General features: G+C 71.1%; 24 protein-coding genes. 6 read left to right on the forward strand and 18 right to left on the reverse strand.

Features of this window, described 5'->3' with window-relative positions; translation table 11 throughout:
* Nucleotides 1-205: 205 nt before the first annotated feature.
* Both PKF00_RS34835 and PKF00_RS34840 read right to left on the reverse strand, forming a co-directional pair.
* Entirely contained in the window at nt 206-799 is a 594-nt protein-coding gene (locus tag PKF00_RS34835; protein WP_271221970.1) for an ankyrin repeat domain-containing protein, read from the reverse strand.
* Nucleotides 800-1,116: 317 nt separating this feature from the next.
* Nucleotides 1,117-1,698 (reverse strand): GlcG/HbpS family heme-binding protein, encoded by a 582-nt coding sequence (locus PKF00_RS34840; RefSeq protein WP_271221971.1) that lies wholly within the window; start codon nt 1,696-1,698, stop codon nt 1,117-1,119.
* Between the two features lie 565 nt (nt 1,699-2,263).
* Here PKF00_RS34840 and PKF00_RS34845 point away from each other — a divergent pair.
* From PKF00_RS34845 to PKF00_RS34855, 3 genes are all read left to right on the forward strand, one after another.
* Nucleotides 2,264-3,538, forward strand: coding sequence for a sensor histidine kinase (locus PKF00_RS34845; RefSeq protein WP_271221972.1), 1,275 nt, complete (start codon nt 2,264-2,266; stop codon nt 3,536-3,538).
* A complete protein-coding gene (locus tag PKF00_RS34850; RefSeq protein ID WP_271221973.1) occupies nt 3,535-4,158 on the forward strand; it encodes a response regulator in 624 nt (207 codons plus the stop codon). Before PKF00_RS34845 ends, PKF00_RS34850 begins: the two co-directional genes overlap by 4 nt.
* 278 nt (nt 4,159-4,436) lie before the next feature.
* Nucleotides 4,437-5,408 (forward strand): alpha/beta hydrolase, encoded by a 972-nt coding sequence (locus tag PKF00_RS34855; protein ID WP_271221974.1) that lies wholly within the window; start codon nt 4,437-4,439, stop codon nt 5,406-5,408.
* Nucleotides 5,409-5,485: 77 nt separating this feature from the next.
* Here the strand turns inward: PKF00_RS34855 and PKF00_RS34860 are convergent, their stop codons facing one another.
* The 4 genes from PKF00_RS34860 to PKF00_RS34875 form a co-directional block, all read right to left on the reverse strand.
* Nucleotides 5,486-6,331, reverse strand: coding sequence for an SRPBCC family protein (locus PKF00_RS34860; protein WP_271221975.1), 846 nt, complete (start codon nt 6,329-6,331; stop codon nt 5,486-5,488).
* A complete protein-coding gene (locus tag PKF00_RS34865; RefSeq protein WP_271221976.1) occupies nt 6,324-6,881 on the reverse strand; it encodes a winged helix-turn-helix domain-containing protein in 558 nt (185 codons plus the stop codon). The genes PKF00_RS34860 and PKF00_RS34865 overlap by 8 nt, the downstream gene beginning before the upstream one ends.
* Nucleotides 6,882-7,080: 199 nt before the next feature.
* On the reverse strand, nt 7,081-7,779 hold the full coding sequence (locus PKF00_RS34870; RefSeq protein WP_271221977.1) for a response regulator: 699 nt from the start codon (nt 7,777-7,779) through the stop codon (nt 7,081-7,083).
* Between the two features lie 160 nt (nt 7,780-7,939).
* Nucleotides 7,940-9,388, reverse strand: coding sequence for a sensor histidine kinase (locus PKF00_RS34875; protein WP_271221978.1), 1,449 nt, complete (start codon nt 9,386-9,388; stop codon nt 7,940-7,942).
* A 349-nt stretch (nt 9,389-9,737) separates the two neighbouring features.
* On the opposite strand from PKF00_RS34875, the gene PKF00_RS34880 reads away from it, so the two are divergent.
* Nucleotides 9,738-11,024, forward strand: a complete 1,287-nt coding sequence (locus tag PKF00_RS34880) for a serine hydrolase domain-containing protein (protein ID WP_271221979.1) — start codon at nt 9,738-9,740, stop codon at nt 11,022-11,024.
* A gap of 103 nt (nt 11,025-11,127) precedes the next feature.
* On the opposite strand, the gene erm is transcribed toward PKF00_RS34880, so the two are convergent.
* On the reverse strand, nt 11,128-11,850 hold the full coding sequence (gene erm, locus PKF00_RS34885) for an ErmE/ErmH/ErmO/ErmR family 23S rRNA (adenine(2058)-N(6))-methyltransferase (RefSeq protein ID WP_425582344.1): 723 nt from the start codon (nt 11,848-11,850) through the stop codon (nt 11,128-11,130).
* A gap of 349 nt (nt 11,851-12,199) precedes the next feature.
* Nucleotides 12,200-13,942: a DUF2207 domain-containing protein gene (locus PKF00_RS34890; protein ID WP_271221981.1), complete on the reverse strand. Its 1,743-nt coding sequence runs from the start codon at nt 13,940-13,942 to the stop codon at nt 12,200-12,202.
* 134 nt (nt 13,943-14,076) lie between these two features.
* Between PKF00_RS34890 and PKF00_RS34895 the strand changes: the two genes are divergently transcribed.
* A complete protein-coding gene (locus tag PKF00_RS34895; protein ID WP_271221982.1) occupies nt 14,077-15,138 on the forward strand; it encodes a neutral zinc metallopeptidase in 1,062 nt (353 codons plus the stop codon).
* A 549-nt stretch (nt 15,139-15,687) separates the two neighbouring features.
* Here the strand turns inward: PKF00_RS34895 and PKF00_RS34900 are convergent.
* Entirely contained in the window at nt 15,688-16,422 is a 735-nt protein-coding gene (locus PKF00_RS34900; protein WP_271221983.1) for an alanyl-tRNA editing protein, read from the reverse strand.
* A gap of 126 nt (nt 16,423-16,548) precedes the next feature.
* Between PKF00_RS34900 and PKF00_RS34905 the strand changes: the two genes are divergently transcribed.
* On the forward strand, nt 16,549-17,184 hold the full coding sequence (locus tag PKF00_RS34905; RefSeq protein WP_271221984.1) for an SGNH/GDSL hydrolase family protein: 636 nt from the start codon (nt 16,549-16,551) through the stop codon (nt 17,182-17,184).
* On the opposite strand, the gene PKF00_RS34910 is transcribed toward PKF00_RS34905, so the two are convergent.
* The 9 genes from PKF00_RS34910 to PKF00_RS34950 form a co-directional block, all read right to left on the reverse strand.
* Nucleotides 17,144-17,764: a hypothetical protein gene (locus PKF00_RS34910; RefSeq protein ID WP_271221985.1), complete on the reverse strand. Its 621-nt coding sequence runs from the start codon at nt 17,762-17,764 to the stop codon at nt 17,144-17,146. The two genes, PKF00_RS34905 and PKF00_RS34910, sit on opposite strands and share 41 nt — an antisense overlap.
* A complete protein-coding gene (locus PKF00_RS34915) occupies nt 17,761-18,723 on the reverse strand; it encodes an NAD-dependent epimerase/dehydratase family protein (protein ID WP_271221986.1) in 963 nt (320 codons plus the stop codon). The genes PKF00_RS34910 and PKF00_RS34915 overlap by 4 nt, the downstream gene beginning before the upstream one ends.
* Nucleotides 18,724-18,819: 96 nt before the next feature.
* Nucleotides 18,820-19,428, reverse strand: a complete 609-nt coding sequence (locus PKF00_RS34920) for a TetR/AcrR family transcriptional regulator (protein ID WP_271221987.1) — start codon at nt 19,426-19,428, stop codon at nt 18,820-18,822.
* Between the two features lie 150 nt (nt 19,429-19,578).
* Nucleotides 19,579-20,133 (reverse strand): GNAT family N-acetyltransferase, encoded by a 555-nt coding sequence (locus PKF00_RS34925; RefSeq protein WP_271221988.1) that lies wholly within the window; start codon nt 20,131-20,133, stop codon nt 19,579-19,581.
* A 41-nt stretch (nt 20,134-20,174) separates the two neighbouring features.
* Nucleotides 20,175-20,507, reverse strand: a complete 333-nt coding sequence (locus tag PKF00_RS34930; RefSeq protein WP_271221989.1) for a DUF2516 family protein — start codon at nt 20,505-20,507, stop codon at nt 20,175-20,177.
* A gap of 228 nt (nt 20,508-20,735) precedes the next feature.
* Complete coding sequence (locus PKF00_RS34935) at nt 20,736-21,203, reverse strand: hypothetical protein (RefSeq protein WP_271221990.1); 468 nt, start codon at nt 21,201-21,203, stop codon at nt 20,736-20,738.
* Nucleotides 21,204-21,208: 5 nt separating this feature from the next.
* Nucleotides 21,209-21,751: a helix-turn-helix domain-containing protein gene (locus PKF00_RS34940; protein ID WP_271221991.1), complete on the reverse strand. Its 543-nt coding sequence runs from the start codon at nt 21,749-21,751 to the stop codon at nt 21,209-21,211.
* Between the two features lie 99 nt (nt 21,752-21,850).
* Nucleotides 21,851-22,777 carry a M56 family metallopeptidase gene (locus PKF00_RS34945; protein WP_271221992.1) on the reverse strand — a complete coding sequence of 309 codons (927 nt, stop codon included), beginning with the start codon at nt 22,775-22,777 and terminating at the stop codon, nt 21,851-21,853.
* Complete coding sequence (locus PKF00_RS34950; protein WP_271221993.1) at nt 22,774-23,130, reverse strand: BlaI/MecI/CopY family transcriptional regulator; 357 nt, start codon at nt 23,128-23,130, stop codon at nt 22,774-22,776. The genes PKF00_RS34945 and PKF00_RS34950 overlap by 4 nt, the downstream gene beginning before the upstream one ends.
* Nucleotides 23,131-23,173 lie beyond the last annotated feature (43 nt).

Raw genomic sequence — 23,173 nt, forward strand, 5'->3', positions numbered from 1 at the left:
GCGCGAACAAAGCGAACCCAGAGAACAAAGCCACCGCAACACAAACCAAGCAAACCCACGAACCAAGCGACACCACGGGCTAAGCAGACCAGGCAGGTCAAGCAGGCCAGGCAGGTCAAGCAGGCCAAGCAGGCCAAGCAGGCCAAGTGGACAGCGTGCCGCCCGATGGCAACTGTCCCAAGCCCTCAACCCGGGAAACAGCCTTCTAGCGGGCTCCGGCGGCCCAGAGCAGATCGGCGATCTCGACCTGGTCCCTGGAGACCGCGTGCTTGAGCGGGGTGGTGTCGTCGCGGTCGGCGAGGTTGACGTCGGCGCCCGCCGCGATGAGCAGGCGGACGATCTCCTGGTAGGGCGCGCCGCCGTCGCCGAGGATGATCGCCTCCAGCAGGCCGGTCCAGCCGAGGTCGTTGACGTGGTCGACCTTGATGCCGGTCTTGAGCACCTCCCGGACGTAGTCCACATGTCCGCGTTCGCAGGCCGGGATGAGGGAGATCCCGCCGTAGCGGTTCCTGACGGTCAGGTCGGGGTCGGCGGGCAGCAGCGCCCTCAGCATCGTCACGCTTCCGGTGACGCCGGTGACCAGCCAGGGGGTGTCGTGTCTGAAGTCCAGCGCGTCGGGGTCGGCGCCCGCCGCGACCAGCGCCTCGGCGACCTCGACGTGGTCGGCCGCCGACGCGAGCAGCAGGGCCGTACGGCGCTGCGGGTCGCGGGCGTCGACGGCGGCGCCGGCCTCGAGCGCGTCTCTCACGCCGGTCGCGTCGCCGCGCGCTGCGGCGGCCAGCAACTGTTCGTTGAGCATGCTCGATCCTTTCACCCTGGTTCCTCCGCATGCCGCGAGCAGCAGGCCGAACCCGGAGGCCAGGAGTCCCCGACGGCAGGGTCGTCTCGCTCCGGCAGCCGGTCGACCACGGCCGGAGCGCCCCCTTCCTGCCCCGTTCGGCAGGTGCGAGGTGACTGACGAGCCTGGCTCGACCAGTGGGCCGAACAGATTCGACCCGTTCGACAGGTGCGAGCCGGTTGACGAGCCCGGCCCGACCAGCGGGCCGAACAGCCTCGACCCGTTCGGCAGAACGCCCATCTCCTTCACCCGGTCCTTTCTCACCTGGTTCGACGGGTTCAGCCGAGCTGACCCGCGACGGCCTTGAGACCCGCCTGGGCGATGGCCTCGTCGATGTCGCCGCCAGGGGCGCCGCCGACGCCGATGCCCGCGATGGGAGCGCCGCCGGAGGCCACGGGGATGCCGCCCGCGAGGAAGAGGGTGCCGGGAATGTCGGCGATGGTCGGGCCGTCACCGGAGAGTCCCTTGCCCAGCTCGCTGGTCGCCTTGCCGAAGGAGACCGCGGTGAACGCCTTGCGCCTGGCCGACTCCTCGGTCTGCGGGCCCGCGCCGTCTCCCTTCAGCACCAGCCGTGTCGCGCCGGAACGGTCGACGATCACGACGGTGACGCGCTGGTTCCGCTTGGCGGCCTCCTTGCTCGCGGCGTCGGCGATCCGCAGGGCGGCGTCGGCGGACAGCGTGCCGTTCTGCACGACGGCCTGCGGGGCGCGAGCGGTCTCGGAGGAGCCTGTCCAGGAGGACGCGTTCTGGGCGGGGGAGGCCTCGGCGGAGGCGGCCTGCGCGGCGGCGACGCCGGTCACGATGGCGAGTCCCGCGAGGGAGGCGGCGATCGCGCGGGTGCTGATGGGGCGGACCTTCATGGGTTTCTCCGGTTCGGCTTGTGCGGGGTGTTCGAGGTTGCCCGCAGGGACTGTGCGGGGTGTTCGGGGACGGTGCGGGGGGCGGCACCGTCCCGGAGGGCTTCGTGCGGGCCTCACGTGGTTTCCGGGGTGCGGCCTCACTCTCACAAGGCTGCTCTTGGCGTCGCCGTACGCCATCGGCCGCCCGGTCGAGCCGCGGATGCCGGGAGGTGGAGGCGAGGATCAACCGATCGGTTGACGCGTGCGCCCCTCGCGGGCGGCATCCTCCTTTGAGGACTCCTCTCTGGGGCCTCCGCGGGGATCTCCCGGTCAGAGGTCTCGGCGGGGATCTCCCGGTCAGTGGTCTCCGCGGAAGATCTCCCCGGGCGTCGTCCTCAGAGGATCTCCTGCGGAGTCAGAGGACCTCCCGCAGAGTCAGAGGATCTCCCGCGGAGTCGTCCTCCGCAGGACCTCTCGGCCGTGCCGCCGACCGCGGGATCCCTCGGCGGGTGTCGCCGGCGGGATCCTTCGGCAGGTGTCGCCGTCCGCGGGCGATAGCGTCGGAACAGACCGAACGGGGGCGGTGATGAGGGAGCACGTCTGGCTCAACCGGGCCATGCATCTGGGGTTCTACCTGTTGCTCGCGGCCTCCGCCACGCGGCTGGTGTCCCAGCACGGCCTGGACTCGCGGATCGTCGCACTGCTGGGCCTGTCCGGTCTGCTGGCGGTGGTCCACGCCGTCGGCACCGTCTTCTGGGACGAGCTCGGCCGGGGGCGTGTCGTCTGGCTGGGGGCGGTGATCGCCGTCTGGCTGGTGCTCGTGGCTCTCGCGCCGTCGTTCAGCTGGTGTGCGGTCCCGTTGCTCTTCCTGTGCCTGCGGCTGCTGACCCCGCGTGGCGTCGTGGTGGCGACCGTGGCGCTCACGATCGTCGTCATCGTCGCCCAGATCAAGATCACGCGAAGGCCGGACCCCAGCCTGATCCTCGCGCCGATCGGCATCGCGACCATGACAGCGGTGGTCTTCCGGGAGCTGCAGCGCGAGAGCGCCTCCAGGCAGCGGCTCATCGACGACCTGATCCGCACGCGGGGCACGCTGGCCGAGTCGAAGCACCGCACCGGCGTCCTGGAGGAACGCGAACGGCTGGCCAGGGAGATCCACGACACCCTCGCCCAGGGGCTGACCAGCATGGGCATCCTTCTCCAGGCCGCCGACCGGATGTGGACGTCCGATCCGGACCTGGCCCACGCCCACGTACGGCGCGCCGCGGCCGCCGCCGCGGAGAACCTGGACGAGGCCCGGCGGTTCGTCCGGGACCTCAGGCCTCCGGGGCTGGAGGGCGCCGCGCTGCCCGAGGCGCTCGCCCGGTTGTGCGAGCACACCGGTGACGACACCGGGCTGGAGGCGCGCTTCCGGTGCGAGGGGGAGCGCTATCCCCTTGAGACGGGGGTCCAGGCGGCGCTGCTCAGGGTGGCCCAGGGGGCGTTGGCCAACGTGCGCGACCACGCGAACGCGGAGAGGGTCATGGTGACGCTGTCCTACCTCGACGGCGAGGTCACGCTGGACGTGTTCGACGACGGAACCGGTTTCGCCGAGCCGACCCCCGCTCCCGGCAGGGGGTACGGCCTGCGGGCGATGCGTGACCGGCTGGCGGAGGTGGGCGGTTCCCTCACCGTCGAGAGCGCCCCGGGGGAGGGGACGGCCGTCGCGGCGGCCGTACCGGCAGGGTGGTCGCACACCGTGCGGCGGCCGGGCGGTCCGGGCACGGCTTCCGGCACGGCTCCTCGGGCAGGTTCCGCTCCCGTGCCTGATCGCGGGACGCGGGACCGGGACGGCTCGGCGGGAGGGACAGGAGAGGGATGAGGCTGTTTCTGGTCGACGACCACCCCGTGGTCAGGGCGGGGCTGGTCGCGCTGCTCGGCGGCGAGGACGACATGGAGATCGTCGGTGAGGCCGCGGACGGACAGGAGGCCCTGCGGGGCATCGCCTCCTGCGAGCCGGACGTCGTGCTCATGGATCTGCAACTCGGTGACGGCCTCGACGGGGTCGAGATCACCCGGCGGGTCAGGCGGCTGCCCGCCCCGCCGCAGGTGCTGGTGCTGACGACCTACGAGACCGACGCCGACATCGTGCGGGCCATCGACGCGGGCGCGACCGGTTACCTGCTCAAGGCGTGCCCGCCCGAGGAGTTGTTCCAGGGCATCAGGGCGGCGGCGAGAGGGGAGACCGTGCTGTCTCCCAGGGTGGCGACCCGGATGATGAGGCGGATGCGCGACCCGGGGCCCGCGCTGAGCGGCCGCGAGGTCGAGATCCTCGAACTGCTGGCCAGCGGCGCGGGCAACCGTGAGATGGCCAGGAGGCTCTTCATCACCGAGGCGACGGTCAAGACGCATCTGGTGCACATCTACGACAAGCTCGGTGTGGAGACGCGTACCGCGGCGGTCGCCGTCGCCGTCGAGCGGCGTCTCATCCGGCTCTCCTGAACGGGACAGCCGAACAGGACAGCTGAACGGGACAGCTGAACAGGACGGCTGAACAGGACAGTCGAACAGAACGGACGAACGGGCTTCCGGGCGGGTTTCCGGGGGCAGCCCCGGACGCCGTCCGGCTCGCGTCGCCGACCCGTTCCAGCCCGCCGGGAACGCGCGGACTTGGACGTGACGCATCGGCTCATGTGCGTCCGTGACCGGCTGCCGACGACGGACGCCCTGGTGAGAAAGGGTGGGGCATCATGGGGCCACGCACTATGAGGAGGCCCCCGATGTCCTACAACTTCGACCCTCAGCTTGCTCCGTTCGCCGTCGACCTGCTGCCTGAGCACGACCTGCGCGACCCGGTGCACTCCAGGGAGGTGCTCAAGGAGTTCTTCAGTTCGATGCCGAACGGTTTCCCCGACACCGTGGTGGTTGAGGACCGTGAGATCCCCGGCCCCAGGGGGCCGGTGCGGGTGCGGACCTACGCGCCGCGTGAGCGGGCCGAGGAGGCGGCGCCGGCGATGGTCTTCATCCACGGCGGCGGCTTCATCGTGGGGCAGATCGAGATGGGTGACGCGCTGCTGTCGTCCCTCGCCGAGACCATGGGCGTGGTCTCGGTGTCGGTGGACTACCGGCTCGCGCCGGAGCACCCGTACCCGGCGGGGGTCGAGGACTGCTACGCCGCGCTCGTCTGGGTGGCCGAGAACGCCGGCGAGCTGGGCGTCGACCCCTCGCGGATCGCGGTGGGCGGCGAGAGCGCCGGCGGCGGCCTGGCCGCCGCGGTCGCGCTGCTGGCCAGGGACCGCGGCGGACCCGCGCTCTGCCTGCAGTACCTCGGCATCCCCGAGCTCGACGACCGCCTGGAGACCACCTCGATGCGGAACTTCGTCGACACTCCCGGCTGGAGCCGCGACAAGGCCGAGATCAGCTGGGACTTCTACCTCGGCGAGGACTACCGGCCCGGCGGCGACGACGTCCCGATCTACGCCGCGCCGGCCAGGGCCGAGGACCTGTCGGGGCTTCCGCCCGCGTTCGTGGTGGTCTGCGAGTTCGACCCGCTGCGTGACGAGGGCCTGGCCTACGCCTCCAAGCTCGTCCAGGCGGGGGTCCCGGTCGGCGTCCACATGTATCCGGGCACCTTCCACGGCTGTGCCTGGGTCCCCGAGGCGCAGGTCTCCCAGCGTATGCAGGACGACCTGATGTACGCCCTCCGCCGCGCCTTCCACCCGATCTCCGCCGACTCGCAGGTCAACGCCTGAGCGAGCGGCGTCTGTGGCGCCCTGGCCTGCCCGGCCAGGGCGTCGTCCCGCCGCGGGTCCGCCGGAGGGGGCCTGGGTCACACGGGCTGGCCGTCGAGCCAGATCGGACGCCAGCCGTCCAGCTCGTGGAAGCGACGCAGCTCGGCGACGCCGCTGAGCCAGCCCATCCAGGCGCCGTACGGCGGGCGTCCGGTGTCGAAGCCGCTCTGCACGAAGGTGAGCCGCGTCCTGCCGTCGGACTCCTCGAGCTCCCAGGTGGTGACGCCGCCCTCGGCCCAGTCGACGGACATCCGGTGTCCCGGCTCCAGATCGATGATCTTCGCGGCCTGGCCCGCCTCGAAGCCGCCCATGGCGAAACGGCCGCCGACGTACGGCTCGATCCCGACGGGGTAGCCGAACCAGCTGCTGACCTTCTCCGAGTCGGTGAGCGATTCGTAGACCTTCTCGGGGGAGGCGCCGACGAGGGCCCGCTCCTCGAACACCGGAGAGGTGAAGTCGCACCTGCCGGTGAGCTCCCGGCCTTCGAGATGGTCGACCAGGTTCGCGATCGCGAGCGACCAGAACGTCTGCAGCACGCCCCGGATGCTGTTGCCGGTGATCACGTCCTGGAAGTCGAAGTGGCTCTGCGAGAGCGTCAGGACGGTCGAGTCGGGGGTCTCCTCCAGCAGGCTGAACTCGACCGTGGTCTCCTCGCCGTCGAGCAGCCAGGAGAAGCGCAGCGTGCGGTCGTCGACGTGCAGCGGGCGCTGGTGGGGGGCCTCGCCCTCGGGGGTGTGACGACCCCAGAACTCGTAGCGGTGCGGCAGGTCGACCTCGGCGTGCTCGGCCAGCCAGACGCGCAGCTCTCCGGCGTCGGTCAGGGCGTGCCGGACCTTCTCGAGGGGCGCCTGGACACGGGCGTGCAGCTTCATCGGCTCACTCATTGTCTTCTCCTCTGGGGTAGCAGGCCACGGCGAGTTTGAAGGCGTCTCCTTCTGCGCCGCCGTAGCGGGTGAAAAGGTCCTGCAACATGCTTTGAAGGTCGTCCAGGAACCGCTGACGCTGCTCCGGTGGCACGCGGATCTCACCGGAGACCCCGACCGACGGCAGTTCGGGCGCGGTCCGGTCGAGGGCGGCGATGTCCGCCTGGACCTCCTCCATGAGGTCCAGCAGGTAGCCCAGGCTCAGCTCGTCCTGCGCCTTGCGCAGGCCGATCCGGCCGACCAGGCGGGGAGAGAGCCAGTAGGAGCGGGCTCTGGCCTGGTAGATCCCCTCGTGGATGCCGCGCACCTTGCGTTCGGAGACCTGGTCGACCAGTCCGGCGTCGACCAGGCGTTTGACGTGGTAGTAGACCCGCTGCGGGGTCTGGTCGAGCCGCGCCGCGACCTCTCCGCAGGTGCGTGGCTCGGCGAGTTGCCGCAGCACCTCGATGCGCTGCGGTTTGAGCAGTGCCTCTGCCTGCTCGATCTGTTCCAAGTACAGGACGTCTCTCATCGCAAAAATGATTTTGTACGTAAAAATCTCCCTTGTCAATGCTGTGGATCAATGAACTCCACGGCCGGGGAGGAACGGTCGTCCGGCCGTGGATCGTGCGCGAGGCGAGCAGGAGGGCGGAAGGGGACGATCGGCCGTCAGGCGGTCGCCGCCGGGCGATCGAGAGGCCGATCACCCACTGGGCGGGCACGAGGGACGATCAGCGGCCGAGCAGGCCCGCCTCATGGGCGACAAGCGCCGCCTGGACGCGGTTCTCCAGTCCGAGCCTGGTGAGGATGCGGTTGACGCGGCTCTTCACCCCGGTCTCCGACAGCTCGAGGCTTCTGGCTATCTGGGCGTTGGACAGCCCCCTGGCGACCAGCAGCAGCACCTCCAGCTCACGCCTGGTGAGCGTGTCGAGCAGGCCGGTGCGGTCCGAACCGGCCTCAGGGGACGGCGGTCGTGTGAGCAGGGCGGGAGGGAGGGCGGCGAAGGCGTCGATGAGGCGGTTGGTCACGGTGGGCGCGAGCATGGCCTCACCGGCGGCGACCACCCGGATCGCTTCGGCGAGCTGGTCCGAGGAGCCGTTCTTCAACAGGAAGCCGCTCGCGCCCGCGCGCAGGCAGGCGTGCACGTACTCGTCGAGGTCGAAGGTGGTCAGCACCAGCACGCGAGGGCGCGGACCGTCGTGAGGCCAGTCGCCGACGATGCGCTCCGTCGCCTCGACACCGGTCATGCCGGGCATGCGCACGTCCATCAGCACCACGTCAGGCCGCAGGTCGAAGGCCGCCGCGACCGCCTGCTCACCGTCGCAGGCCTCTCCCACGACCAGCAGGCCCGCACGCCGTTCGAGCATGACGCGCAGGGCGGCGCGGACGAGCTCCTGGTCGTCGGCGATGAGCACGCGGACGGGCTTCACGCCCGCCGCCCGCACGGGAAGGACCTCGTCATGACCGCCGTCCGTGCGGGAACCCGGTCACGCCCGTCGTCCACCCGACGATGGGTCCTCATGCCTGGCGCTCGCACAGACCGACGATGGGTCCTCATGCCTGGCGCTCGCACAGACCGACGATGGGTCCTCATGCCTGGCGCTCGCACAGGAAGGTGGCCTCGACCCGCCAGCCGCCCTCGTCGCGGGGACCGGCCCGCAGGGCGCCGCCGAACAGCGCGGTGCGCTCGCGCATGCCGATCAGCCCGAGCCCGGAGCCGGTCACGGGCAGGTGGGAACGCGCCCGGGGACCGTTGTCGACCACGACGGTCAGTCTCTCACCTGTCCGCCGTACGTCGATCCGGACGTCGGTGGGCCCGGCGTGCCTCAGGACGTTGGTGAGCGCCTCCTGCACGACGCGGTAGGCCGACACCTGCACCGAGGGCGGGACGTCGGGCCCGGGCGCCGCGTTGACCTCGACCCGGCATCCGGCGGTCCTGGCGACGTCGGCGAGCCCGTCGAGGTGGCTCAGCGACGGTTCGGGACGCAGGACCCGGGAGGTGCGGGGAGTCCCCGGGTTCCGGGAGACGCTTCCGCCGCCGGGGTCGTCGTCGCGGTCGTCGGCGTCGGAGAGCAGACCGAGCAGCCTGCGCATCTCGACCAGCGCGGCGTCGGCGGCCGTGCCGATCCCGGCGATGCCCCGGCCCGCCAGGCCGGGGTCGTCGGACATCACCTCGGCGGTGGCGCGCGCCTGCATGGCGATCGCGCTGACGTGGTGGGCGACCAGGTCGTGCAGGTCGCGGGCGATCCGGGCGCGCTCGGCCGTCACCGCTCGCCGGGCGCTGACCTCCCGCTCGGCGCGCAGCCGCTCCGTCAGGTCCCGCAGCCGGGCCGCGTCGTCGTGGATGTGGCGCTGGGAGCTGCCGAGCAGCCACAGTGCCCACGACAGCATGACGACCAGCACGATCTCCACGGGGCCCAGCCGCAGCTCCGGGGGCAACGGCAGGCCGAGCAACGGCCGCAGGAGGTCGGAGGCCAGGACGGTGGCCGAGGTGACGGCGATCACCGCCATGCTTCCCGGCGTCCGCGTGTAACGGGCCACGGCGTAGGCGGCGAACGCCACGTACAGACCGTCCCGGTAACCGACCATGGGGTCGGTCAGCTCGTACGCCATGTGGGCGAGGCTCACCGCGGCCATGACCGGCCACGGGTGCGACCGCCGCCATGCCAGGGGCACGGTCTGCGCCAGCAGCAGGGCCGTGACGGATGCCGTCGCCGCCGTGTCGAGGGGGGTTCCCCCGCTCAGCCTGAGCAGCGGCGCGCCCACCGTGAGGACGGCTGCGAGCAGGAGGTCGGTGATCCGGGGGTGGGCGGCGAACCACCGCCGTGCCACGGAGATCGGCTCGTAGGTCAGCCTTCTGCCCGGAGCGCCGCGGCGACCGCGTGCCGCGTCGTCGTGGTCACGTGCCACGACGCCGGCACCGCGTGTCGAGTCGCTGTGATCGCGCGTCGCGTCGTCGTGGTCGCGTGCCGGAGCGCTGTGGTCGCGCGCCACTCCGTCGTGCTCCAGTGTCGGGTCGTCGTGACCGCGCATTGACATGACCGCTCCCGCGCCCTCACGCGTTCCCCCGGCGAGGGAACGGACGTCGTCCTCCGGCGGCCTTCCGGCGCGCCCCCGGTGTCTCCGGTGTCTCCGGTGTCTCCGGTGCCTGCCGGTGCCTGCCAGTGTCTCCGGTGCCCGCGTCGCCGGGAGGCCTCCCGCTGTCAAGGGTAGAACCGGCCGCGACCTGCACCGATCGGACACAACCAAAGTTGCGCCGAGCGGAGCCGATATCCCCCGAGTGGCCGAGGTGAGGCCGTGCTCATGGCCGATTTCCTGGGCGCTCCGTCTTCCTAGGGTCGAATCACCGGCCGGGACACCCTCGGCGTCCACCTCATCGGGAGAAGCCATGCGCAACACCGTTTCCGGATCCTCTTCGGCCCGGGAAGCCGTACGCTCCACCGCCCGGGGGAGGGGGACCGGGGGGCGGCGGGCGGCGGCGCTCGCCGTCGCCGTCGTGCTCACCGCCTCGGCCGTCCTGTCCCTGACGACGGCGACGGCGACGGCGACCGCGGCCTCAGGAGCCGCCGCCTCCGGAGTCTCGGCCTCGGACGCCGCTCCGACGAGATCGGAGTACGGCAAGGCCCGGCTCCAGCGTGACGTCGACGCCATCCGGGCGATCGGGGTCAACGGCGTCGAGGCGCGGGTGATCGACGCGGACGGCAGACAGCTGGCTGCGACGAGCGGGGTCGCCGACACCAGAACCAGGCGTCCGGTCCCGCCGAACGGCTACACCAGGATCGCCAGCACCACCAAGACCTTCGTGGCGACCGTGGTGCTGCAGCTGGTCGCCGAGGGCGAACTCTCCCTGGACGACACCGTGGAGAAGCATCTGCCCGGCCTGCTGCAGGGCAACGGCAACGACGGCAGCAAGATCAGCATTCGGAACCTCCTCCAGCACACCAGTGGCATCTCCGAGGAGGGTTACCCCAACTTCGCGTCCGTGGAGGATTTCCTCAAGCACCGTTACGAGCCGTACACGGACGAGCAGATCGTGGCCAAGGCCGTCCGCCACAAGCCCTACTTCGCGCCGGGCACGGAGTGGAGATACTCCAACACCGGCTACGTGCTGCTCAGCATGATCGTCAAGAAGGTCACCGGGAACCCGTGGCACGAGGAGGTCGACACCAGGATCAGCAAGCCTCTGGGCCTGAGCCGTACGCTCTGGTCGGGCTACTCCCTCGGCGTGCCCAACCCGCACGCCAAGGGCTACATGGTGATCCCGCCGCACGCGCCGATCGACGCCACCAGGTACTTCGACGGGGACGCCGCGGGCGGCCTGCTGTCCAGCACCAGGGACGTCAACACGTTCTTCCGGGCGCTGCTCGACGGCAGGCTGCTGCCGGCCGAGCAACTGGCCCAGATGCGGCAGACCATCCTGGTCGACGCGTGGCAGGACCTCTGGCCGGGCGCCCGCTACGGGCTCGGCCTCACCTCCCGTCCGCTGTCCTGCGGCGGGGTCTACTGGTCGCACGGCGGTGACATCTACGGCTACAAGACCAGGTCGGGAGTGACCGCCGACGGCGGGCGCAGCGTCGTGGTCTCGATGAACACGCAGCTCGGCGACGAGCGCGCGGCGCGCCAGGAGAAGGCCGCGGGCGACCTCGTCGACAGGGCGCTGTGCGCCACGCGATAGCCGCGCCGCCTCCGCCCGCCGGACCGCTGTCCTGAGTGGGCGGGAGGCGAGGGGCCGTGCCGTCCGAGGCAGGAGATCGGACGGCACGGCCCTTCGCCGGTGGTCACCCGAGGTGCTCGAAGAGGATCGGCCACCGGTCGGGATGGACGTGTGCGACGACGGTGTCCCGCGCCACCCCGGCGGCGGCGAAGGCGGCGTCGACCGGGGCCGCGGGGTGACGCAGCCGCATGGTCGCGTGCAGGGACCCGCCGAGCCCGGTGAAGCCGTAGTCGACGAAGTCCTGATATCCCGGCAGGTCGGGCGCCTGGGCGCGGCGCTCGATCCGCAGGATGGCCGAGTCGACGGCCGGCACGGGCCGGAACGCCTCACGGTCGACGTGGCCGAGCAGCTCCCAGCTGTACCACGGCCAGGTCTGCACGGTCAGCATGCTCCAGCGGCCGAAGTCGCCGGTGCGTTTGCGGGCGTACTCCAGCTGGGTGACCAGGGTGGCCGAGGTGAGCGTGGGCGCCCGCAGGCACCAGTCGACGATCTTCGAGGTGATCGAGTAGGGGATGTTCCCGACGACCGCGAACGGCTCGCGCGGCGCGCGGGCCGACAGGAAGTCTCCCCTGACGATCCGGATGCGGGCGTCGCCCCGAGCGCGGGCGGCCAGCTTCCCGGCCAGCAGCGGATCGACCTCGTAGCCGACGACCTGGCCGCAGCTGTCGGCCAGCGCCCTGGTCAGGACGCCCTCTCCCGCGCCGGGTTCGAGGACCAGGTCGTGCGGGCCCGCGGCCCTGACGAGCCGGGTCACGACCTCGGGATCGACGACGAAGTTCTGCGACAGGGTACGTCTACGCTGGTCGCGAGCGGTTCTGCCGCCGCCGGTCCTGGCCTTCTTCTGAGTGTGCGAATAGTTTCCGTGAGCGAACGACTGCGCCACAGGTACTGCCCTTTCGGGTCCGAGAGGAAATGGTCTCGGAGGCCCGGGGCAGGTGCGGAGAACAGCGGTCTGTCTGCGCCTCTGTCTCTCTACCGGCCCTGGACCGGGCAGTGACGCATACGGATGAACACCTGGGGCGCGTGGCACGTGAACGACATGCCGTCCAGGCTAGACAGCGGTGTTTCGGCGGCACAAACGGTTTTTCCACGGCCCGCGCGTCCCCCGCCGACGTCGCGGGGGGCGCGCGGCGGGTTCAGAGCGAGCGGAACTGGCGGGTCGAGGAGATCGCGCCCGAGGTCGTCATGGTGAACGTCCGCATCGAGTCGGCGAACTTCGACAGGTCCCATTCCGCCGGGCCGTGGTACCAGTACAGGTTGTCGGCCTGCCGGCCGTTGCCGTTGATCGAGGAGACCACGCGGGCCCAGCGGTCCACGCTGTCGAAGATCACGGCATAGGGCAGGTAGCGGGAGAACAGCTCGACCCGCTGGGCGGGAGGGATGTCCCCGGCGATGTCGCCGGAGGCCAGATACTCCCGGAAGCCCAGTGTGTGGGCGAGGGCGCCCGCCCCCTTCGAGGTCTTGGCCGGCATGTACTGGCCGCCCGCGGCCAGGGCGGCTCCGGCGATGATCACGGCCAGGCCGAGCAGACCGTACGTGGTGAACCAGGCGAGCGCGACGGTGCCGAGGACCCCGGCCACCGTGAGCAGCACGCCGAGGGTCGTCCAGCGGGTCCGTACGGTGTCCGGGCGGCGGGCGAACCATCCCTGTGCGACCACGTCACGGTAGAGGGCGTCGCGGACCTTGCCGAGCTTGGATCCGAACGACCCCTGCAGGTGGGACAGCAGGACCGTGTCGCGGCCGTCGAAGACGGCGTCGTAGAGGGCGCGCTCGTAGGACAGCAGCGAGTTGAGCTCGGCGTTCGGCAGCCGCACCAGCATCCAGTCGGGCGCGTCGTAGGTCTGCCGGGGCTGCTCGTCGATCCTGATGTATCCCCGCACCGCCAGGTCCACGATCGTGGCGGTCACGTCGACCACGTCGGCCTGCTCGTCCATGAGCGTGCCGATCTGGCCGGGGCGCACGCCGTCCGGCGGGGCGAAGTGGCCGTTCTCGACGCCGCTGAGCGAACCCGACTCGTGGCCGACCACCCGGGCGTCGCGGCCTCGGGTCCAGTACAGCAGGCCCAGACCGCCGAGCATCAGGACCAGCAGGCCTGCCAGGGCTCCGCCGGTGACGGTGTTCAGGGTGAAGGCGTTGGCCAGCTCGAAGCGGCGTTCCAGTACGGGCGCGCCCTTGGTGGCGCCCGCCGGATAGCCGATGATCACCGTGAGGACCTCGTTCTGCCCCAGCCCCTGCTGCTCGAACTCGGCCTCGATCCCGGTGTGGTCCGGTGATGCGGTGGTGCAGCCGACCGCAGAGGTCAGCACTCCCGCGAAGCAGGACAGGTTCTGGAGCTGGGCGGGGCCCGTCACCTTCACCTTGGCCAGGTCGACGGGGACCGACCAGCCGCCCGCGGCGTACCACCGCAGTTCCTGGGTGTCGCCCAGCGGGGTCACCGCGCCCTTGACGTCGTACTCCAGTTTGGCGCTGCCCGAGCCCTTCAGCGTGATCGAGTCGCCGGTCAGCGTACCGTCGCCCTTGAGGTTGACGACCTGGTAGAGCCGGTCGTCGCTGTCGTCGTAGCGCGTCCGGTCGACCAGCTTCCGCGTGGGCGGGTCGCCTTCGAACGTGACGGTCTCCTTGACGTGCAGCACGCCGTCCTGCCGCAGGGTGAGCTCGAGCGCGTCATTTGTGATCTTGCCCGCCGCGGCCGTCGCCGCGTCCGCCGTGCCCGACGTCGTGTTCACCGTGTCGGCCACAGTGCCGGTCGTGGTGCTCGCCGCGCCGGACGCGAGGGCCGGGGAGGCGCTCAGGGGCAGCGTGAGGGTGGCGACCACGGCCACGCCTCCGGCCACCTGACGCAGGCTTCCGGCCGCTCGGTGCAATAGGGATCCCGCCATGGCCCGGGAGCCTACCCATAACCTCCGGTGCGTGACGGCAACCCCCCCTTCCAGATTTTTCGACCAATAAACGTCTATGTGTCGATATCCGCTAGATTGCCGCCCGGAGATCCACTGTTTGGAGAGGTGGTCGCATGCGCCCACGCGGATCCAGTCCCCTGGCCTTCGGTGTCTTCGGTGTTCTCGCCATGACGTTCGCGGCCGTCGTGGTGGTCGCAGGCCTGGCGGGCGGCGAGGAGGCCGAGATTCCGGCCAACCCCGACACCGGTCCCGTGGCGACCAGAACCACCGTGCCCACGCCCGCCGAGGGGGCCCAGGTCTCCCCGCCCAGCTTCAGACCGCCGCAGAAGCTCAACCTCGGCTCCATGGGCGGTCCCGCGATCAGGCTCGCCGCCCGGAGCGACGCCGCCGCGGGCAGGGGCGCGGCGGCCCGTCGGAACATGGGCGTCGACCTGCGCTACATGCGGCGCTCCGACACCACCGCCAGGCTCAAGCGCAACCCGCTGTACGGCACCGGCCTCATGCGCCCGACCGCCTGCCGCGCGCCCCGCCCCTCGACCCGGCCCGGCGACATGCTCGGCTACCTCAACGCCGTGACCGGGTGCCTCGACCGGGCATGGGCAGGGAAGTTCTCCCAGGCGGGAGCGGTCTTCCTGGCCCCGCGCCGGGTCTACTGGACCCGTCCTGGACGAGGGCCGTGCGGCACCTACCCCGCCTCGGGGGCCGCGGCCTACTACTGCCCGTCCAACCGGGGCATGTACATCGGCCTGACCCACCTCATCCAGCAGAGCGGCCGGATCGACCCCGCGCAGAACCACGTTCCCTACCTGTCGGTGCTCTCCCACGAGTACGGCCATCACGTGCAGTCCATGTCCGGCATCGGCTCCGCCTGGTGGTGGGAGGTCTCCGACAAGTCCAAGGCCGCCCAGGACGCCCACTCCCGGCGCTCCGAGCTGCAGGCGCAGTGCTTCGCGGGAGCCTTCATCCGCACCGTCCGGATTCCGCTCGGGGTCACGGCCGCCCGCTGGCAGGCCGTACTGGAGATGGAGTACAGCCGGGGCGACGACCAGAACGGCCTGGGCAAGCGCGACCACGGCAACGGCGACCACTTCGCGGGCTGGCTGCACCAGGGCTGGAAGTACGCCAGGATCGCCTACTGCAACACCTGGAGCGTTCCGGCCTCCTACGTCAGCTGACCTGCGGCTCCCCGCGCTCGCCGGGGTGTCCGGTGCCCCGCCCGTCCCGCCCCTGCCGGCCCGCGCGCCGCCCTTCCTCCCCGTCCTTCCCCCCACCCGTCCGGCGCCGACCGGCGGAACGCTTTCAGGTTCGTCGAACCGAGGTCCGGGCGGGGTGGGGCCGGTCCAGACTGGCGGAGCCGGACGCCGACGGGGGCGGACGAGGGCATCGAGGGTTCAGGAGAAAGACGGGCATGGCACTTTCGTTCAGCCGGATGGCTCTCGTGAGCGGTCTGACCCTCGTGACGACCCTGGTCGTCACGGTGACGACTCCTGGGGTCGTCGCCGGGGCGGCCGCGACGAAGGGGACCGGGGGACGGTCAGGCTCCACCGGCTCAGCGGGAACGGCCACGGCCGGCGTCCGGACACCGAAGCCCGGCGGGACGCCGTCCTGTCCGCGGACCACGGCCGGCGTCTCGACGGCCCGATGCGCTCCCCCTTCACCGCTCCCGGCGAGTGGGCGGCACCTGCACCGGATGTGACGCCCGGGGCGGCGGTCGCCGTCGCGGGTCAGTCGCCCACCGCGATGCGGAGACGACGGAAGCCCTTGCCCTTGCTCTCGATCTTGGCCACGCGGATGCGGCCGATCTGCCTGGTCGAGGCGACGTGGGTGCCGCCGTCCGCCTGGCAGTCGAGGCCGACGATGTCGATGATCCGTACTTCCTCGACCGTCTCGGGGACCAGGTTCGTCGCGGTCCTGATGATGTCGGGGATGGCGAAGGCCTCTGCCCGGGGGAGCACCCGGACGTCGATCCTGCGGTCGGCGGAGACCTCGGCGTTGCAGGCCGCCTCGACCGACTCCTTGAAGCCGGGCGGCACCTCGGGCAGGTTGAAGTCCATGCGGGCGGTCAGCTCCTCCATGTTGCCGCCCGTGACCAGCGCGCCGAAGTCGCGGAAGACCACCCCGCACAGCACGTGCAGCGCCGAGTGGGTGCGCATCAGCGCGGAACGCCGTTCGTCGGCCACCGCCGCCCGCACGGTCGTCCCCGCAGGAGGGATCGGGTCGTCCTCCGCGGGGATCAGGTGGAGGTCGTCGCCCTTGCGCGCGCCGACGATGCGGGTCTCGACCCCCTGCCAGAGCAGAACTCCGTGATCCGCGGGCTGGCCGCCGCCACCCGGATAGAATGCCGACCTGCTCAAGACGATCCCCTCGGACGACGAGGCCAGGACGACGGCGTCGAAGGAACGCAGGTTCTGGTCGGCGAGTTCCAGACGCTCCGTGCGTCCGTGGAGGTCGGTGCTCATATCGGCAGCTTAGAACCTCAATCTCCCCGAGGTGGCATGCACGGGCCTGTGCGTCGACGATCCCGAGCATCCGTGGTCGCCGTTCTTACGGTGATTTCTTGCTTTATTTCGGGATGCAGTAGCGGAGTGGTGATCGGCACGACTCCGATTCCCGCCTCCGCCCTCGACCTTCCTCCCGCTCCCGAGACCCGTCCCATCAGGGCTCCGCTGGTCATGGTGGTCGGAGACAGCTTCACCGTCGGGTCGGGGCCGGTGCGGCGGTGGGAGAGCTACGCCGCGCGCGCCGCGCGCGATCTGGGCTGGCAGCTCGTCACGGCGGGGGCGGCGGGGACGGGGTTCGTCAATCCCGGCAGGGTACGCAGGACCTTCCAGAAGTCGTTCGAGGAGGAGCTCTCCTGGCGTCCCGCCCCCGACCTGCTGATCGTCTCCGGCGGGCACAACGACCGCGTCTCCCCGGGCAGGGTGCACCGGGCCGCCAAACGACTGCTGAAGACGATCAGCTCCCGGTGGCCGCAGACCCGGGTGGTGGTGGTCGGCCCCATCTGGATGGGGCGGACGCCTCGCTGGGTCCCCGGCGTCAGGGACGCCGTCGCGGTCGCCGCGAACGAGGAGACGGTGGTCTTCCTGGACCCGCTCGACCGGCCCTGGGGCCGCGGGGCGATCCTGGGCGACGGCGTCCACCCCACCCACCTGGGTCACGTACGGCTCGCGCGCTGGCTGGTCACGGCACTGCGCCAGCACGGCGCCGGGCCGGACGGGTGAGGGCGGCGTACAGCAGCCCCGCCCCGACCAGGGCCAGCTCGACCGCGATCGCGGTGGTCTTCACCGCCGTCAGCGTGGACAGCAGCCCGGCGGGGCCCGCGGGCACCGAGGGGTAGCCGGTCAGCAGGACCGCCAGGACGCCGTTCTCCGCGTAGTCGGCGGCCAGGCCGACCAGCGGCGTGAGCGGCGTCCACCGCAGCGCGCGCACCCGTCCCAGTGTCACGCCCAGCAGCGCGGCGCAGGTCAGGGCGAGCAGCAGGGGAAGCAGGACGTCCAGGGACGCCAGCAGGACCAGGTAGCGCTCCCTGCCCTCCTGCCCGTAGGCGGCCAACGCCCGCCCGACCCCTTCGGCCGTCGCCGCGGGCTCCAGGTCGAGGATGCCGACGCCGCCGGAGACCTCCTTGATCCCCGCCGCGCTGAACGGCAGGCCCACGTTGGCCAGGACGATGACGGGCACGAACAGGGCGACCAGCGCCGCCGCCACCCTGCCCCTGAACAGTCTTCCGGTGAAGGATCGGAGGAGTCTCCGCGCGGGGCTTCCCGAGGGCGGTTCCGCGACGTTCCCGGTGATCCGCCTCATCGCGCCGCTCCCGTCTCGGCGGCCCCCGTCGTCCCCGCCACCGCCGCGAGCGTCGCGGGCACGCCCTCCCGGAAGGAGGGGTATCGCGGCTCGAAGCCCGTCGCCATGAGCGCGGAGGGGTCGGCGGCGGTGTCCAGCGTGAGGGTCTGCGCGGCGATCTCGCCCGCGAACGGCCCGGCCAGCCATCGGGGCAGCCTGAGGGGCGCGGACGCGCCGAGCAGCCTGGCCGTCTCGTCGAACAGCTCGCCCAGCGTCGTGGTCGTGCCGTCGGTCGCGACGAAGGTCCGTCCCGCGGCCCCGGACAGCCCCGCCACGTGCGCCAGCGCCCGCGCGGCGTCCTCGACGTGGATGATCGGCAGCCTGTTCCTTCCCGTGCCCGGCACCGGCATCCGCCGTCTCGCCAGTCCCGGCACGATCAGGTCGCCGAACCCCTTGCCGGGGCCGTAGACCATGTTCCCCAGATAGACGTGCACGGCGGGCGTCCCCGACTCCTCGATCATCCGTCGCACGGGCAGTCCGATGTGGGCGAACCCGACGGGAACCGTGCGGAGCGCGGAGGTGTGGGAGACCGTACGGCCAGGCCCGGGGTCGAGGTCGTCCATCCCGCTGACCGACACCAGCAGGGGCCGTTCCCCGGCGGGCAGGGAGCACAGCGCCCGCAGCACTCCGGCGGTGGTCTCCTGCCGGGCGGCGCTGATCCGGCGGACGGCCCGGAGGGTCATCCGCCCCGGCAGGCTCGGCTGGATGAGGTCGACGACCGCGTCCGCTCCCCGGGCGGCCTCGGCCCACGTGGCCGGGTCGCCGGTGGAGAAACGGTGCGGAGTTCCTCCCGCCTCCAGGACCCGCAGGGCGGCCTCGTCGTTCCTGACCAGGCCGACGGCCTGCCAGCCCGCGGCGGTCGCCTCGCGGATCGTGGTGCGCCCGATGAAGCCTCCGGCGCCGAGGACGAGCAGTCTCATGGTTCCTCCAGAGAGGGTGGTTAGCATTTGCTAACTCAATGGGCGAAGAAAACGCCCCGAAGGGCGGTGGGAGATCGTGCGGGACGGGAGTCGGGGTCAGGGGGCGATCATGCGCATGACCAGGGGTTCCAGGGCGGAGAGTGCCTTGTCTGAGGACAGTTCGCCGAAGTGGCGCATCCTGGCGTACTGCGCGACGGTGCCGGAGAGCGCGGCCACCAGCAGGTCGATGGAGATCGTCGTGGTGACCTCCCCCGAGGCCGCGCCGTCGCGGAGCAGGCCGCGCAGCACCTCGATCAGCGACGTCCTTCTCTCAGCCTCGGTGAGTCTGGGCCAGTAGACGCGGAGGTTGTCCTGCACGAAGAGCAGCACCTCGGGCTCCTCCTCCAGGATCCGGCCGACGGTCCGCATCAGCGAGCCGAGCCGCTCGCCGAACGGTCGTCCAGGGGCCACGGCCAGTGAGGCCCGCTCACTGAGGCGGGTGTAGCACCTGCCGAACACGTGAAGCGCCAGGTCCTCCTTCGAGGCGAAGAACTTGAACAGGGCGGGGTTGCTGTAGCCGCTCGCCTTGGCGATGTCGCGCACGGTCGTGCCGTCGACGCCGTGCTCGACGAACAGGCGCAGCGCCTCGACCAGGATGCGCCGCTTGGACGGCGGGTCCCGGTCGTCCGCCAGGAACGACTCGACATGGGGGAGTGCTTCGGCCACACCCTGAAGTTAGCATTTGCTAACCGACTCTGCCAAGAGGGCCGCCGGTCGCCGCGTCACCCCGGGCCGGCGAGGACACCGGCGTCCGGCGCTCTCCTCCTGGGGAGAAGGACGTCCGGAAGATACGGGAGGAGAGCGTCCGGGAGACGTTCAGGCCTTCGGGGCGAGCCATTCGGGGGCGAGGACGGACATCATGATCGCGTTGTGCCACTCGCCGTGCCAGTGCAGGGCGTCGCGGCGGACGCCCTCCTCGACGAAGCCGACCTTGCGGTAGACGTGGACGGCCCGGTCGTTGAAGTCGAAGACCTCCAGGCTGATCCGGTGCAGGTCCGTGGTGGTGAAGGCATGTTCGAGGGTGAGGCGGATCGCCTCCGTGCCGTAGCCCCTGCCGAACGCCCTGGGGCCGATCAGGGCGATGCGGAGATTGCAGGAGCGGTTGTGCGGGTCGAGCTCGTTGAGCACCACCTCGCCGACGTAGGCGTCGTCCTCGGCGGCGCAGATCGCCAGGTCGAGACGGTCGTCGTGGTCACCGCGCGTGGCGTACCAGATGTCGGTGGCCGTACGGTCGAGCTCGCCGTGGGACCCCGTGAGGCGGGCGGTCTCCGGGTCGTTGACGAGCTCCCAGAGGCCGTCGGCGTGCTCGGGGCCGACAGGCCTCAGCGTCACACGCTCGCCGTACAGGGTGGGTTTCTTCGCGAAGGTCACCCGGTGTGTCTACCGGCCCGTGCCCGATCGGGGCAACAGGGTCACCAGGGACCGTAGGGGCCCTGGTTGCCGCCCTTGCCGATCTCGCTCACCGCGGGCTTCACGTCGGCCAGGTAGATCCCGGAGGCCACGACCGCCGCGATGGCGAAGAAGTTGAGCTGGCCCAGGCCGATCCCGAAGTAGCCGACGGCCGAGGCGAACGAGAACAGCGTCGCGAGCGACAGGATGATCAGCCAGAGCTTCTTGGTCTGCTTGCCGGTGACGGCGAAGGCCCGGGCGGGCGTGCGCACCGAGTGGAACAGCGCCCAGGCGGACATGCCGAAGGCGATGATGCTGAGAACCCAGAAGATGAGGTCCAGTCCCATGGAAATCATCGACGCTCCACCATGCTCGCCCGACAGACAGCATCCACCCTAATGCCCAAAGTCCCGTGTGTGTCGTGCTCGATGCCGTGCCCGCCCTCCCCGGTCGAGACCGGTGAGGTGGGAGCGGGCCTCACCCCGCCCTCCCCGCGAACGCCGGCGGTGAGCCGGGAACGGCGGAACCCGTCCGGCACGCGCCGGACGGGTTCTCCTTTCGCCGGATCCTGGGAAAGTTCGGGATCAGGCCTCCGTGGCGGAGCCGTTCTTCGAGGAACGGGAGTTCTTCCTGGTGGCCTCGGTGGCGACCGCGGGCTCGGCGGCCTCGGAGACCTCCTCGAGTTCGAGGGCGGCCTCGCCGCTGGCCTTGGAGACGACCTTGCGGCCCCTGCTGGCGAACTCCTCGTAGAGCTCGGTGGCCCTGACGCCGAACTGGTCGGCGTAGACGCGGGCCTTGCCGGGGAAGTCCTTGGCGTAGCCCTCGGCCCTGTCGGCGAACTCCCTGGCCTTCTCGGGCGCCCTGCCCGCGAACTCCTTGGCCTTCTCCGGCAGCTCCCTGGCGGCCTCGCGGAACTCCTCGCGGCGGTTCTGCAGCTTGTGGAACTGCTCGGGCAGCTCGCGGAGCTTCTCGACCGCGAAGTCGCCCGCGCCCGCGACGGCGTAGAACGGCTTGGACTCGGCCAGCTTCTTGACTTCGGTGGAGAGAGTCATGGGTGTTAACCTTCCTTGGATTCCGGTGTGACGTTTCCGCTGTCCACGGGGGCCGCGTAGGGCTTCAACGCGGCGAGATACCCCTCGGGCAGCGACGCCTCTTCGTTCGGAGCCTTTTCGTCCGGGGAGGAGTCCGCGTCGCCCGCGTGGGGCTCCGGTGCGGGGCGCGCTTTCTGGGAGGTTTGCGCGTCCTCATCCGGAGCCTCGGCCCGGTTCTCCCTGCGAAACGACTCGTAGATGTCGATCAGCACCTGGCGCTGGCGCTCGGTGATGAGGTGATCCGCCCTGATCGCGGTCAGCACGTCGCTGTCCGGCTCGCGCTCCTCGATGAGACCGGCCTGGACGTAGAGAGCCTGCGAGGAGATGTGCAGCCCTTTGGCGATCTGGTTCAGGATCTCCGCGCTGGGCTTGCGCAGCCCCCGTTCGATCTGGCTGAGGTAGGGGTTGGAGACCCCCGCCGCCGCGGCGAGCTGGCGCAGCGAGATCTTCGCGTGCGTGCGCTGTTCGCGGATGTACTCGCCGATCGAGCCGACCTTGGGTAGTGCCATGCCCTCAGTCTACCCGCTGTGCTTGCTATTGCAAACGCGCTGGCTAACAGTTGCAAGCACGGCGGGGTGAGGAGGGAGGCGCGGCGCGGGCCGCCGGGGTCAGTGCGGGATCAGCCAGAGCAGCGGCGCGGAGGCGGTCAGGGTGACGGAGAAGGCGACGATGGAGTAGCGGATCCGGCGCGGGAGCTCGGGGCCGGGACTGACGAGGCGTTCGACCCTGGCCATCACCGCGGAGCAGGAGTCGGAGACGCCCAGGGCGCCCTGCGGGGTCGGGGCGGCGCCCGCCGTGCCGAAACGGAGCAGGGCGGTGGCCAGGCGGCGGGGCGAGCAGTAGCGGCGGGCGACGTCGTCCGCGGCCATCTCGACCAGCAGGCCGACCTCGCTCTGCACCTTTCCGACGACCCGCGACCGGGGCAGCGCCCTGCGCAGCGCGGCGAACGGCAGCAGCACCAGGTCGTGGCGCTCACGGACGTGCGCCGCCTCGTGGGCGAGCACCGCGGCCAGCTCGGCGGGGGACAGGAGCTTCAGCGCCCCCGCGCTCACCACGACCTGCGAGCGCAGCCCCGGCACGCAGTAGGCGGCGGGGCCCGGGTGGTCGACCACCCGCACGCCCGGGACCTCGGGGTCCTCGCGGGCGACGAGGGCCAGCAGCGTGCGATGGCGGTGACGGGCGCGGAAGGTCTGCCAGCCCGCGGCGAGCAGCACGACGACCAGGATGGTGAGGGCGGTCAGTCCGGCGATGAGGGCCAGGATCCGCGGCAGGGTGTAGGGCTCGGAGAGGCCGTAGCCGCCGTTGAGGGCGGAGACGGTGAAGGCGTGGAGCCCCTGCAGCACACCCTGTCCGTAGGGCTCCAGGGCGTAGGCGAGAAGCGCGCCCGTGCCGGCCAGACCCCAGGTGACCCCGAGTGCCTGCCACAGGACGATGGCCACGTGCGGGGCGCGGTATGTCCACCGTGCCCGCGTGAACCGCCAGGCTCCGACCGCGCAGACCAGGGCGAGGGTCGCCAGGGCTGCTGCGGTGATCACTCGTCCTCCAGCTCCGTAAGGGCTCTGAGCAGGATCTCGGCCTCGGTGCCTGAGACGGCCTGGGCGAACCTGGTAAGGGCGGCCGACCGGTCTCCGGTCAGGTCGAGTGCCTCAAGCATAAGCTCCGCGACGTACGCGTCGCGGCTTTCGGTCGGTTCGTAGCGCCACGCGCGCCCGTCACGGGTGCGCAACAGGAAGCCCTTGCGGGTCAACCGGTCGAGCACGGTCATCACCGTGGTCGGCGCGAGATCCCGGTCGGCGATCAAACGCCCTACCTCCCGCGCCGTCACCGGCGATGGCTGCGCCCAGATGATGTCCATGATGCTGCGTTCAAGCTCGCCGAGACCCTTCACGCGACCAAGCCTAACTCCTGCACCACGAGGGGTAGTACTACGG

Origin of the sequence: Streptosporangium carneum, assembly GCF_027922005.1 — a bacterium.
Classification (GTDB): Bacteria; Actinomycetota; Actinomycetes; order Streptosporangiales; family Streptosporangiaceae; genus Streptosporangium; species Streptosporangium carneum.

Coding starts and splice junctions, on each gene's coding strand:
- PKF00_RS34835 (WP_271221970.1), bottom strand. CDS start 799: ATGCTCAACGAACAGTTGCTGGCCGCCGCAGCGCGCGGCGACGCGACC.
- PKF00_RS34840 (WP_271221971.1), bottom strand. CDS start 1,698: ATGAAGGTCCGCCCCATCAGCACCCGCGCGATCGCCGCCTCCCTCGCG.
- PKF00_RS34845 (WP_271221972.1), top strand. CDS start 2,264: ATGAGGGAGCACGTCTGGCTCAACCGGGCCATGCATCTGGGGTTCTAC.
- PKF00_RS34850 (WP_271221973.1), top strand. CDS start 3,535: ATGAGGCTGTTTCTGGTCGACGACCACCCCGTGGTCAGGGCGGGGCTG.
- PKF00_RS34855 (WP_271221974.1), top strand. CDS start 4,437: ATGTCCTACAACTTCGACCCTCAGCTTGCTCCGTTCGCCGTCGACCTG.
- PKF00_RS34860 (WP_271221975.1), bottom strand. CDS start 6,331: ATGAGTGAGCCGATGAAGCTGCACGCCCGTGTCCAGGCGCCCCTCGAG.
- PKF00_RS34865 (WP_271221976.1), bottom strand. CDS start 6,881: ATGAGAGACGTCCTGTACTTGGAACAGATCGAGCAGGCAGAGGCACTG.
- PKF00_RS34875 (WP_271221978.1), bottom strand. CDS start 9,388: ATGTCAATGCGCGGTCACGACGACCCGACACTGGAGCACGACGGAGTG.
- PKF00_RS34880 (WP_271221979.1), top strand. CDS start 9,738: ATGCGCAACACCGTTTCCGGATCCTCTTCGGCCCGGGAAGCCGTACGC.
- PKF00_RS34890 (WP_271221981.1), bottom strand. CDS start 13,942: ATGGCGGGATCCCTATTGCACCGAGCGGCCGGAAGCCTGCGTCAGGTG.
- PKF00_RS34895 (WP_271221982.1), top strand. CDS start 14,077: ATGCGCCCACGCGGATCCAGTCCCCTGGCCTTCGGTGTCTTCGGTGTT.
- PKF00_RS34900 (WP_271221983.1), bottom strand. CDS start 16,422: ATGAGCACCGACCTCCACGGACGCACGGAGCGTCTGGAACTCGCCGAC.
- PKF00_RS34910 (WP_271221985.1), bottom strand. CDS start 17,764: ATGAGGCGGATCACCGGGAACGTCGCGGAACCGCCCTCGGGAAGCCCC.
- PKF00_RS34915 (WP_271221986.1), bottom strand. CDS start 18,723: ATGAGACTGCTCGTCCTCGGCGCCGGAGGCTTCATCGGGCGCACCACG.
- PKF00_RS34930 (WP_271221989.1), bottom strand. CDS start 20,507: ATGATTTCCATGGGACTGGACCTCATCTTCTGGGTTCTCAGCATCATC.
- PKF00_RS34935 (WP_271221990.1), bottom strand. CDS start 21,203: ATGACTCTCTCCACCGAAGTCAAGAAGCTGGCCGAGTCCAAGCCGTTC.
- PKF00_RS34940 (WP_271221991.1), bottom strand. CDS start 21,751: ATGGCACTACCCAAGGTCGGCTCGATCGGCGAGTACATCCGCGAACAG.